Consider the following 11571-nt stretch of genomic DNA (forward strand, 5'->3'; position numbering starts at 1 on the left):
CACTATTCCTTCTCAAATGTCTCGATCGGTTTTGCTTCCTTAATGCGGGCCACTCGGCCTGAGACCACGAAATCTCCCTTATCGGTATTCAAAGTCTCATTAAAGAAAATATCGGAGTTCACCAGGCCCAGCATCCGCTCGCCGAGCGATGCGGCCGGCGCCCCCTCCTTATGCACAACCGTATCAATCAGCAGGCGAATACGCGGTCCCTGCACCCTGCCCACCCAAAGCCCGGCAATACCGTCCGTGGACGCGGAAGTTACCTGCAGATAGTTATCCTCCCCATCGGTGTCTTTGAGCACCTTCCAGTAGGCGGTTTCCTCACTGGCAACGCCCGAGCGGGGCAGCAAATCAATGCCCTCCAACGCGCCTACCTGCGCATCTACCTCCACCACCGCATCCGTGTTAAACACAGCGAGGCGAGTAGACACCTGCTCGCCCACCACCTGGCAATCAAACTCAAACGTCACCAAGTTACTGCCATCCGGCGAGCTCTGGGTGCCCCAACCAACCCACGTGCCCAGTAGCCAAGTTAGGGGCGCAACCTGACTGGGAAGATTTTGCGGAATAACGATCATGTACCCAGGCTAAAGCCGCGTGCGGACAATTGTTTGAGGCGTGCGGACAAACCCACACATGCCGCCAAGTTCTCAAAAGAGAACCGGCACTGATGAGCTAGAGCAGAGCGCCCACTCGCACAATCACGTAGATAGGCATCACGGCGAGCAGGAACTTCATTGCCCCGCGGGCGAACGCTCCTGCCTCGGAAATACGGCAATTATGCTCACCAAACAGCATGTCTACTATCACGATCACGCCGCCCACTCCCAAACCTAGCAGTGCGGACATTAGCAAAAGCGACACCTGCGGCGGCACGGCTGACGACGTATTCGCTAATGCGAAAGAGAGCAGGCTGGCAGGCTCACCAACCACAAGCGCAATACCTGTAACCATAACGGCGCTAAGCGGCCCCAGAAGCAGCGCCCAAAACGCGTTTGCCCCCGCGCTTGCGCCCAGCTGATTACCCACCATGGTGACAATGAATGCGAGCGCAGCGGTGACCATAACGGCAGACCACAATTCTGACTCGCACAGCGTCACCCAAGCGCTACCGATCACCACTACAAATCCACCAAACACCGAGGCCGATAGTGAATGGAGGAGGTCTGTGCGTGGAAGTGGCCGGGTGGCCTCCATGACTGCCGCTACCAGCACCACCATGCCAAGCCCTACGGTTGCCCACGCAAAATCATCACTTACGCTAATGGCAATCACCGTGACGATCCCGACGATCAGGATCGTCACCAGCGACGTGTAACGCACTGGAGTTTGAACCAGATCATCCCAACCACGCGCGAAGACAACTATCGCAACCACGATCACAAGCATCACCACAGTCCTGGTGTCGAACACCAGGTTTGAAATCACGATGGACGCCGCCAGCAAAATAGCGATAGTGGCAGAAAGATAACGAGCGGGGATAGACAAGATTTGCTCTGCCCTGCCGCGAGATTTCGTTCCCGCGCGGCGCTGCGACACGCACGCCTTCTTCAAGCTCTTAGACACGCGCGCAGACTTAGACGAATCCGCCCCCTCCTTCGGGGCTGACAAACCCGGCGTGCCTAAGCGCGAAGCACGCCTATGCTTGCCCAAATCGTTCTTTGCCTGATCTTGCGTATTCTTGTCATCCACACCCAAATGCTCCCACACTTTCAACTAAGAATCCCCACCGCAACAGGCAATCGGGCGCGCTCCAACAAAACCAACGCGCACTACGGGGGCATTTTGAGGTGCGCAGTTCACAAAATGCATTAGTATTGAAATAGGCACCGAACCAACTATGCCCCGGGCTCCAACTTCTGCCGCTACGAGCGGCCTTCGCGCCAACAGGCGCATTTTGGTTCGGTGTCTTTTACTTTGCGTTGATGTCCGCTCGCAGCGCTAGTCTCCTGCACCTAACCCATCGCGAAAACCGCGCGCCGCATTTGACTCAAATTTCAAAACCCCAAGCAAATCAAGCGTTGCGGGCTGAACCTGTTGCGGAGCCAAATCAAAATCGCTGTCTTGCTCTTGCATTAAGAACACCGTTTCGGTGTCGCGTACACATTCCCATTGAGAAATGACATCCACCACCGCATGCTGGATCCCGGGCACATCGTCAGCGCGCAACCGCAACATAACGTCATACTCGCCAGTAGTCACCGCGTAATAGTCAAGCTCTGACAAGGCGCTAAGCTGCATACCGAACTGCTTCCATTTGCTCTGGTCAAGTGAGACGAATACGAATGCGCTCACCTTCTTGCCAATCAAGCTCGGATTAATATCGATCGTGAACCGCTCAATAACGCCGGCCTCAACCAAAGTATTTAGCCGCGCATACGCATTTGAACGAGAGATTCCCACGGCCTCTGCAAGCGCCGCAACAGACATTCGCGAGTCACGACGCAACTGACGAAGGATCTCCAAATAAGTTTCATCCAACTCGAATTCTGGATCTTTAGAATGCTCACCGCTCATATGACGATTCTAGCGAGACACAATGTCTAAAACCATAGGAATAATAAAACAAACTGCTACAAATACCGCGAGATTCAAAACATCGCTAGTGTCCACCAGCTTCACGTTCTTTTATCTTCGTTTTACCTTTGACCGTGACCGACAGATTGCAATCTATAGAATCACGCACCACCGCACAATCACCTAATCTCAAGGCCAAACAACTTATATGCGCCCTTTTGGGACCCTAAAAATGTTACAAAATGTTAAACGGCGGATTACTGAAATAGGTCAAATCGGTAAAGTACACTAATGTTGAATTTGCATGTGACCAACGACCGCGTATTGGAGTATGACAAGTGCGTTTTTCAAGGTCCAACGACGACAACATCTTCTTCACTCTTTTCACCAAACAAGCCACTTTTTTGGTATCTGCAGCTGAGCTACTAGCAAAAATCAGCGCTGCAACTCCGGAACGTCGCGTCGAGCTTCGCGACGAACTACACCGGCTTGAACAATCCTGTGACGAAGTAACCCACGAGATTGCAGCGCGACTCAACCAAACGTTTGTCACTCCGCTCGACCGCGACGACATCACCTACATCTCCAGCCGCCTCGACGACTGCATGGACTACATGGACGAGGCCGGTGACCTCATCGTCCTATACAAGGTTGGCGTGCTCCCTCCCGGCGTGGCAGAGCAACTGAACGTCATCCAGCGTTGCTGCGACCTCACCGCACAAGCGATGCCTCGTCTCAAGACCCTTGGCGGCCTACGCGACTACTGGGTTGAAATCAACCGCCTTGAGAACGACGGCGATCAGGCATACAGGAAGACCATCTCTGCACTTTTCGAAAGCGGACACGACGCCCTCGAAGTGATCAAGCTGAAGGACGTCATCGAAGTCCTCGAAAAAGCGATCGATTCCTTCGAAGCACTCGCAAACGGCGTTGAGACCATCGCGATCAAGGAGTCCTAAGCGGTGGATCTGAATCTCATCCTCGTCGTTGTTGTAATCGTCATTGCGCTTGGCTTTGACTACACCAACGGCTTCCACGACGCGGCAAACGCCATCGCAACATCCGTGTCCACCCGGGCGCTAACGCCCCGCGCGGCACTTGGCATGGCAGCGATCATGAATATCGTTGGCGCCCTGCTCGGCACCGAAGTTGCAAAAACTATCGGTGAAGGCATCATCGACATTCAACACTTCACCATCTCTACCGACCCGACCATGCAGTTACACGGGCTCGGGATCATCCTGGCCGCACTAATCGGCGCGATCACCTGGAACCTCATCACCTGGTGGTTTGGGCTACCGTCCTCGTCTTCACATGCCCTCATCGGCGGCCTTGTGGGCGCGGGCCTAGCGTCCTCCACCACCGTGTTGTGGGGCGGCATCACCATGCAGGTCATCATCCCGATGTTCCTCTCGCCGCTCGTGGGCTTCTTCCTGGCGTACATCATCATGCAGATCGCACTGTACCTTGTACGCAACTTCGCCTACCACCGAACCATGCGTAAGTTCCGCTTCGCGCAAACCGTGTCCGCTGCCGCAATGGCGCTTGGCCACGGCCTCCAGGACGCCCAAAAGACGATGGGTATCATCGTCATGGCCCTCCTTGCAGGTGGTTACGGCGAAACCCACAACGTGATCGTGAACGGTGAGCTCACCATCCCCACGTGGGTTAAACTCGCAGCGGCACTCGCAATCTCTGCAGGCACGTATTCCGGCGGCTGGCGCATCATGCGCACCCTCGGACGCCGCGTCATCGAGCTTGATCCGGCGCGCGGATTCGTTGCCGAAACCGTATCCGCGACCGTCCTATACTTCACGGCATTCGTAGTGCACGCTCCGATCTCCACCACGCACACCATCACCTCGGCCATCATGGGTGTGGGCGCCACCAAGCGACTATCCGCCGTCCGGTGGGGCGTGGCCGGAAACATCGTTATCGCCTGGTTCCTCACCCTCCCTGCGGCCGCCGCAGTGGCAGCAATAATCTACCGATTACTGCACCTAGTGTTACCGTAGAGAACTGATGAGAACCTTCAACCACAATGCGAAGCCCCGCTACATTGGCGGTGCCCTCGCTTTAGCGCTACTTTTGTCCGCCTGTTCCAACACCTCGGCGCTCGAACTCGAAGCGGGGAACTGTCTGGACCTGCCTGACAACGCCGAGCTGTCTGCAGGATTTGAACTGGCAACCGTCATAACGGTTTCCTGCACCAGCGAGCACGAAGCCCAGGTATATGCCGAAAAAGAACTAACCGGAGACGAGTTCCCCGGCACGGACGCCATTCAAAACCTCGCATCTGAGTTTTGCACCGCCGAGTTCAAAACGTTTGTAGGAAGCGAAATCGGCACCTCTACCCTAGATATTTACCCGCTGATGCCTACCGCAGAAAGCTGGGATCAAGCAGGAGACCGCACGCTTCTTTGCGTTGCTATCAGCCCCACGCCGGTTACCAACACGTTTGAAAACTCCGGCCTGTAGCTTATTCGCGCCAACGCGACCCGCAAATTCCGATAGCACAATAAAGCGAGGGCGAGGATGTAATCCTCGCCCTCTACCTTTTGAAAAATCTATCCAAAGCGTCCTGAAATGTAGTCTTCAGTCGCTTTCTCAGTTGGATTAGAGAAGATCTTTGACGTGTCGTCAATCTCCACCAAGCCGCCCGGCTCGCCCGCCGCGCGCAGGTTGAAGAAACCCGTGCGGTCCGAAACGCGCGCCGCCTGCTGCATGTTGTGAGTAACAATCACGATCGTGTAGTCATCCTTCAGCTCCATCATGAGGTCCTCGATTGCGAGGGTCGAGATGGGGTCAAGCGCGGATGCCGGCTCGTCCATCAGCAAAATATCGGGCGAAACCGCGATGGCGCGCGCGATGCAAAGCCTTTGCTGCTGACCGCCCGAAAGAGAAGATCCGGGGCTGTTCAAACGATCCTTGACCTCTGTCCAAAGATTAGCTCCACGCAAGGACTCTTCAACTAAGTCATCCTGATCCGACTTTGGCATCCTCTTGTTATTGAGCCTGATGCCCGCCAAAACATTCTCGCGGATACTCATCGTCGGGAAAGGGTTTGGACGCTGGAACACCATGCCAATGGAACGGCGAACCTGAACCGGATCCACATCCTTGTCGTAAATGTTCTTATCCCCAACCTTCACGCTTCCCGTCACGCGAGCGCCTGGGACGACCTCGTGCATCCTATTAAGCGTGCGGAGGAACGTAGTTTTTCCACATCCCGACGGACCAATCAACGCGGTGATTGACTTCGCGTGGATCCGCATATTCACATCTTTTACGGCCAAAAAATCGCCGTAGTAAATGTCTTCATTCTCAACAATGATCTCTTTAGCCATCGTTATTCTCTTTTAACTCCTGCCCTTAGGCGCAAAGTAGTACGCCACGATTCGAGCAATCAGGTTGAACAGCATTACCAGCAAAATCAGCACCAGGGCGGCAGCCCAAGCCCGATCGTAGTTGATCGTCTCCACACAGTTCTCCAGCGCACCACACGGGGCCAGACCCTGTGAATACTGGCGGTACACGTACACAGGAAGCGTCATGAGGCGCCCCTCGAACACGTTGTAGTTGATCGAATCAATCACGCCCACGGTCATAAGCAGCGGCGCGGTTTCACCAACAACGCGTGCGATTGCAAGCATCACTGCGGTTGTTAGGCCGGCAGCGGACGTACGGAGCACGACCTTCACAATCGTCAACCACTTCGGGACGCCAAGAGCGTAAGACGCTTCCCTAAGCTCGTTAGGTACTAGGCGCAGCATCTCTTCACTCGAGCGCACAACCGTTGGTATCATCAGCACCGACAGCGCTACCGCACCCATAATGCCCGCGCGATATGCCGGCGAAACGAGCAGGCCGAACAGTGCTGCGGCGAACAAGCCGGCGACGATCGAAGGGATACCCGTCATCACGTCCACGAAAAAAGTGGTTGCGCGCGCAAGCTTCGAGTTACCCGCATACTCAACCAGGTAAATCGCGGTTGCCAAACCGATTGGCACCGAGATGAGCGTGGCCCAGCCCGTGACCAGCAAAGTGCCAATAATCGCGTGGTAAATACCGCCCGCATCCATGCCGCCGTACACACCATTCATCGAGACGGTGAGGAAGTACGGAGACAGGCGCCCCCAACCGTTCTCCACCACAATCCACAGTAGTGAAACCAGCGGAATAATCGCGAAAGCAAATGCCAGCACCACCAGCACGACCGAGCTCTTGTCAGCCAGCTTACGGCGCCTATCCAAGGCGGGATTGCGCGAAGCGAACGGGTTAGGGCGCGCTGGGTTTTGAGTTTCGACAGACATTAGTTGGCCCCCGAGAACTCGGCGCGCTGAGCAATAATCCAACGCGCAAGCATATTAACGATCATCGTGATTGCAAACAGTGCCAGACCCGTAGCGATGAGGGCAGAAGTGTACGTGCCCGTGGCCTCGGGGAACTGTAGGGCAATGTTTGCCGCGATGGTGGAGTGCCTACCCGCCTGCAGAATGTTGAACGAGTAGCTCGACCCCACCGACAGCACCATTACAACCGCCATCGTCTCGCCAAGAGCGCGACCCAAACCGAGCATTGCAGCTGAAATAATGCCGGAGCGACCAAACGGCAATACCGCCATTTTCACAACTTCCCAACGCGTCGCACCAAGAGCCAATGCGGCCTCTTCGTGCGCCTTCGGGGTTTGCAAGAACACCTCGCGCGCAACCGCGGTGACGATCGGAAGGATCATCACCGCAAGGATCAAAGAAGCGGAGAAGATCACGCGGCCGGTTGTAGACACAGGACCTGCAAAAAGCGGGATCCATCCAAAGTATTTAGACAAGAACTCGTAGAACGGCACGAGCCTTGGAATAAGCCACATCGCGCCCCACAGGCCGTAAATAACCGAGGGGATTGCAGCCAAAAGGTCAACCATGTAACCGAGCGGCTGAGCAAGGTGCTTTGGCGCGTAATGGCTAATAAAGAGTGCGATTCCGATGGAGAGCGGCACGGCAAGCAACATGGCAAGGACAGCCGCCAGCACCGTACCGAAAATTTGCGGGCCAGTGAACTGCCAAATGTTTAGCTCTTCCGCACTGCCAACCGTTCGGATACGCACCGAAGAATCACTGATCGCCGGCCAGGCTCTCACAATCAGAAATGTGGCAACCGCCGCGAGGGTCACGAGAATCGTGACCGCCGCAGCAGTTGCCCCTGACCGGAAGATCTTGTTACCGATCTTCCCGGTGTTGTTCATTTACTTAGCCACCTGGATCATGTCGAGCGAGGACTTGATTTCGCCCTGCATGTTAGCGGAGATCGGAGCCGAACCAGCAGCCTCAGATGCCGCGGCCTGGCCCTCAGCGGAAGCCTGGAAGCCAATGAAGCTCTTCACAAGGTCAACCGTTTCCTGATCCTCGTAAGTGGAGCAGACGATCGAGTAAGAGACCAGAACCAGCGGGTAAGCCTTCGGATCCTCCGGCGTGCGGTTGATGGTCAAACCAAGATCGCCCTTAACGCCCGAATCTACGCGCTCAGCCGAGTCAACAGCAGCCGCTGCAGCCTCGTTCGAGAACTTCACGTAGCCATCACCAGCCTTCAGCGCGACCGTACCGAGTGAGCCAGCCTGCGACGCATCCGCGTAACCAATCGTGCCGGTACCAGCGGTCACAGCCTGTACAAGACCCGAGGTCTTGTCACCAGACTCGCCACCAGAAATCGGCCATGCCTTGCCGGCCTTGTGCGGCCACGCATCCGGGGCGGCCTTGCTCAAGTAGTCAGTGAAGTTCTGCGTGGTACCCGACTCGTCTGCGCGGTGAACCGGGGTGATTGCCAGATCCGGAAGCTCAACATCCGGGTTCTGCGAAGCAATCGCCTCGTCGTTCCACTTGGTGATCTCACCGGAGAACACCTTCGCGATGGTCTCGGCATCCATGTTCAGGGTATCGACGCCCTCAAGATTAAAAATAACCGCAACCGGGGAAATGTAGACCGGCAAGTTAAGAGCGTCCGAGCCACAGCGTTCCTTAGCGGCCGTAACCTCGTCATCCTTTAGGACGGCATCTGAGCCCGCCCAAGCAACCTGCTTACCAACAAACTGGGTAATGCCAGCACCCGAACCAACCGGATCGTAAGAAACGGTTACGCCCTGCTGCTGTGCCTGGTACTTAGCGATCCACGCATTCATAGCGGCTTCCTGAGAAGAAGCGCCCGCACCCGCAACGGAGCCAGAAAGCGTTGCGCCCTCAGCCATTCCCGTCGAGGTATCGCCCTCATTCTGGGCAACCGGGTTATCCGAACCGCAAGCGGCAAGACCAAAAGCGATCGTGCCCGCTCCAAAAGCTAGAGCTACTCTAGAGAGTCGAAGGTTCATCACGTCAAATAGTCCTCTTCAATAAAGTATTCCCAGACGCAAACGCGCGGGAGAAGCTGCTTTCTGCAACCGCTAGAAAAAGTATCGACGCAAAGTTAAGGCCGGACGCGAACTAGGTAAACGAACGGTGAATTGTTAAAGCACACGCGGCCAACTTAAAACCGTTTGATGGTCCTTTGTGTTTCAAACGCCACAATTTTCGGAGTTTTCGCATTCGCGGCGGGGTAAGCCACGTGTGCAACCAGCATTTGTGCAGGCCGTAAATAAGGGTCTTCCGCTGGAATCAGGCGAGCCAACTGACTGGCCGCAATCGCCTGCAACGGCTCAAACATTGCCGGCAGTGCGGGCCTATGACCGCACACCACAACCGGCTGCGCCGGGCGCTGCACCAGGCGCTCAATCACCTTCGCCGCCTCATCCGGCGCGGCCTGCGCATGCTCCTGCGTAAGCTCCTGTGCAGTAACCAGATTAAGACCTGCCACCGCCGCGTACGGCTCCAACGAAGACCTACACCTCACCCACGGACTGGACAGTAGCCTCGAAACACCAAGCGCCGAGAAAATATCCACCAGATCCAGCGCCTCTACAACGCCGGTGCGATTCAGCGGCCTCTTTGCCTCCGCGCCATCCCACTGCGCCCGCGTCAGCGCCGCCCCGTGACGGACAATCGCAAGAGTTGCCGTTACCAGCCGGCCGGACTCCGCCCTCGCAATCACATCATCCAACAAGCGCCTATCACCACGACGCGTAAGCATGTCCAGCGCCGTGCGCGGATCCACCCAGCGCGTCAAATCAATCTCTTTAGCGGGTGCAGGAACCACCGGAATGCGCGAACGCTCCACTCCCCCGTGCATCACCGGCGTACCAATCCAGTAGTGCACTTCCTTTGTCTGCCCTGAACCAAGGCGGTAACGCTGCGTGTTCAGCGGGGCGTGCATTTGCACGAGTACGCCCGTTTCTTCCTCCACCTCGCGAACACCCGCCGCAATGAGGGGCTCGTTTATCTCCGCCTTGCCCTTCGGCCAAGACCAGTCATCATAACGAGGCCGATGGACGATCAATACCTCGATCTCATCTGCCCTGTACTCTCGGCCGAACTCCACCGGCACATGCCGGTCTCGCGGTCGCCAAACAATAGCGCCCGCAGACCTAACAATCCGGCTAGGCACTGGGCTGGGTCGAAATTTAGCCACGGTGAACTTTCAAAACTTACATACCACTAAACGCGTTGCCACTGCGGTGGCAAGAGCCTTCAAGGTTGCGGATACGGACAAATCTGATTCGATTCTACCGGTTTTCACTCTGAGCTGTAAGAGAGTCCGTGCCCCGGCTATGCCATCAGCTTGCGTGGCGCGGACAGGGAGACGATAGGTGACACTCGCGTTTAAGCGGGCATGTCCACGCCCGTGAAGGTTAGATAAATGAGGGCGAAGTTCAGCGCTACAATCAGGGCGGAAACCGCCGCCATTGCTATCTTCATTGCCGTGCCGTCGCGATAATCCCCCATAACGTCCTTACTGGCCGTGTACCAGGTGAGCGGAATGATCGCGAACGGAATACCAAACGAAAGCGCAACCTGCGAAATCACCAGCGCCCACGAGGGATTTGGGTACACCCAAAGCACAATCAATGCAGGGATTAGGGTAACCAAGCGCCTCGCCCACAGCGGAACTCGCACATGTAGCAGGCCGCCCATTATCTCCGAGCCCGCATACGCTCCCACCGACGTTGACGCAAGGCTGGATGCCAGCAAACCCACCGCGAACACCACGCCGATACCCGGGCCCAACACGGCCTCGATCGCGGCGTGGGCCCCCTCGATCGAATCGGTTCCCGCATGTCCGCCCAGCGCGGACGCGGCAAGCAACAGCAACCCCAGGTTCACCGCTCCCGCAATAATCAGGGCGAACACCACGTCCGTCCTCGTTGCACGAAGCAAAATCTTCAAATTCCGATTCTTCTTATTGAACCGGTGATTCACCAAAGACGAGTGCAAATAAATCGCATGAGGCATAACGGTTGCGCCCAGCATCGACGCGGCGATCAACACCGAGTTCGTGTCACTAAAACGCGGAACGAGGCCGGAAACCACGCCGCTTGCCGAGGGCGGCTCTATAAACAACCCCGCTAAGAAACCGCCGGTGATAACTACCAGCAAGGCAACCACGATGGCCTCGAACTGGCGCTGGCGCTGCGCATTTTGGAAAATCAGCAACGACATCGACACGGCGCCCACAATCAAACCGCCCACAATCAGCGGCAAATCGAACAGCAACTGCAATGCGATAGCGCCGCCAATTATCTCCGCCAGATCAGTGGCTGCAGCAATCGTTTCGGCCTGCATCCAAAACGCGATGCGGCGCCGTTTGGGTAGACGATCGCCCAGAATCTCAGGCAGTGAGCGACCGGTAACCAGGCCGAGCTTAGCACTCTGATACTGCACCAGCACAGCCATCAGATTCGCGAGCACCAGCACCCACACCAGCATGTAGGAATACGTAGCGCCCGCCGAGATATTCGCAGCCACGTTACCGGGGTCAACATAGGCGACAGCGGCAACAAAAGCCGGCCCCAACATGGGCCAAAGCCTGTGCTTGCGAACTTTCTTAGCGGGCGCCACAGCGACCTCTTCCCACCCGAAGCCTAACGAATAACCCTCATCGTATTTCGGCTAACCGAAATCCTCAAGTGGTAAG

The 11571-nt window shown here is 56.3% G+C and carries 12 protein-coding genes; 3 read left to right on the forward strand and 9 right to left on the reverse strand.

The features are described 5' to 3' along the window. Positions 1 to 2: 2 nt before the first annotated feature. The 3 genes from HMPREF1628_RS02055 to HMPREF1628_RS02065 form a co-directional block, all read right to left on the reverse strand. Entirely contained in the window at positions 3 to 578 is a 576-nt protein-coding gene (locus HMPREF1628_RS02055) for a heme-binding beta-barrel domain-containing protein (protein ID WP_034507235.1), read from the reverse strand. 97 nt (positions 579 to 675) lie between these two features. Further along, a complete protein-coding gene (locus tag HMPREF1628_RS02060) occupies positions 676 to 1692 on the reverse strand; it encodes a hypothetical protein (RefSeq protein WP_156956829.1) in 1017 nt (338 codons plus the stop codon). Positions 1693 to 1941: 249 nt separating this feature from the next. Further along, entirely contained in the window at positions 1942 to 2517 is a 576-nt protein-coding gene (locus HMPREF1628_RS02065) for an Lrp/AsnC family transcriptional regulator (RefSeq protein WP_052038772.1), read from the reverse strand. A gap of 338 nt (positions 2518 to 2855) precedes the next feature. On the opposite strand from HMPREF1628_RS02065, the gene HMPREF1628_RS02070 reads away from it, so the two are divergent. The 3 genes from HMPREF1628_RS02070 to HMPREF1628_RS02080 are packed head-to-tail and all read left to right on the forward strand — an operon-like array spanning position 2856 to position 4995. Beyond that, complete coding sequence (locus tag HMPREF1628_RS02070) at positions 2856 to 3476, forward strand: DUF47 domain-containing protein (protein ID WP_034507239.1); 621 nt, start codon at positions 2856 to 2858, stop codon at positions 3474 to 3476. A gap of 3 nt (positions 3477 to 3479) precedes the next feature. Continuing rightward, the gene (locus tag HMPREF1628_RS02075; protein WP_034507242.1) at positions 3480 to 4532 is read left to right on the forward strand and encodes an inorganic phosphate transporter; all 1053 of its coding nucleotides are present in this window, start codon (positions 3480 to 3482) and stop codon (positions 4530 to 4532) included. Between the two features lie 7 nt (positions 4533 to 4539). Then, positions 4540 to 4995: a septum formation family protein gene (locus HMPREF1628_RS02080; RefSeq protein WP_034507244.1), complete on the forward strand. Its 456-nt coding sequence runs from the start codon at positions 4540 to 4542 to the stop codon at positions 4993 to 4995. 89 nt (positions 4996 to 5084) lie between these two features. Here HMPREF1628_RS02080 and pstB read toward each other — a convergent pair whose 3' ends face one another. The 6 genes from pstB to HMPREF1628_RS02110 all read right to left on the reverse strand — a co-directional run bounded on the left by pstB (position 5085) and on the right by HMPREF1628_RS02110 (position 11495). After that, positions 5085 to 5864, reverse strand: coding sequence for a phosphate ABC transporter ATP-binding protein PstB (gene pstB / locus HMPREF1628_RS02085; protein WP_034507247.1), 780 nt, complete (start codon positions 5862 to 5864; stop codon positions 5085 to 5087). Positions 5865 to 5876: 12 nt separating this feature from the next. Next, positions 5877 to 6830 (reverse strand): phosphate ABC transporter permease PstA, encoded by a 954-nt coding sequence (gene pstA / locus HMPREF1628_RS02090; RefSeq protein ID WP_034507250.1) that lies wholly within the window; start codon positions 6828 to 6830, stop codon positions 5877 to 5879. Beyond that, the gene (gene pstC, locus HMPREF1628_RS02095) at positions 6830 to 7759 is read right to left on the reverse strand and encodes a phosphate ABC transporter permease subunit PstC (RefSeq protein ID WP_034507253.1); all 930 of its coding nucleotides are present in this window, start codon (positions 7757 to 7759) and stop codon (positions 6830 to 6832) included. The genes pstA and pstC overlap by 1 nt, the downstream gene beginning before the upstream one ends. Continuing rightward, positions 7760 to 8875, reverse strand: a complete 1116-nt coding sequence (pstS, locus tag HMPREF1628_RS02100; RefSeq protein ID WP_034507256.1) for a phosphate ABC transporter substrate-binding protein PstS — start codon at positions 8873 to 8875, stop codon at positions 7760 to 7762. It lies immediately after the preceding gene. Positions 8876 to 9030: 155 nt separating this feature from the next. Beyond that, entirely contained in the window at positions 9031 to 10068 is a 1038-nt protein-coding gene (locus HMPREF1628_RS02105; protein ID WP_232219352.1) for an NUDIX hydrolase, read from the reverse strand. A gap of 191 nt (positions 10069 to 10259) precedes the next feature. Further along, positions 10260 to 11495, reverse strand: a complete 1236-nt coding sequence (locus HMPREF1628_RS02110; protein WP_034507258.1) for an Nramp family divalent metal transporter — start codon at positions 11493 to 11495, stop codon at positions 10260 to 10262. Between the last annotated feature and the right edge of the window lie 76 nt (positions 11496 to 11571).

It is taken from the genome of Actinomyces sp. S4-C9 (genome assembly GCF_000758775.1).
Taxonomy (GTDB): Bacteria; Actinomycetota; Actinomycetes; order Actinomycetales; family Actinomycetaceae; genus Gleimia; species Gleimia europaea.

Bases quoted from the DNA above. Each gene is read 5' to 3' on its own strand.
- pstA (WP_034507250.1), bottom strand. From the start codon at position 6,830: ATGTCTGTCGAAACTCAAAACCCAGCGCGCCCTAACCCGTTCGCTTCG.
- pstS (WP_034507256.1), bottom strand. From the start codon at position 8,875: ATGAACCTTCGACTCTCTAGAGTAGCTCTAGCTTTTGGAGCGGGCACG.
- HMPREF1628_RS02080 (WP_034507244.1), top strand. From the start codon at position 4,540: ATGAGAACCTTCAACCACAATGCGAAGCCCCGCTACATTGGCGGTGCC.
- HMPREF1628_RS02065 (WP_052038772.1), bottom strand. From the start codon at position 2,517: ATGAGCGGTGAGCATTCTAAAGATCCAGAATTCGAGTTGGATGAAACT.
- pstB (WP_034507247.1), bottom strand. From the start codon at position 5,864: ATGGCTAAAGAGATCATTGTTGAGAATGAAGACATTTACTACGGCGAT.
- pstC (WP_034507253.1), bottom strand. From the start codon at position 7,759: ATGAACAACACCGGGAAGATCGGTAACAAGATCTTCCGGTCAGGGGCA.
- HMPREF1628_RS02055 (WP_034507235.1), bottom strand. From the start codon at position 578: ATGATCGTTATTCCGCAAAATCTTCCCAGTCAGGTTGCGCCCCTAACT.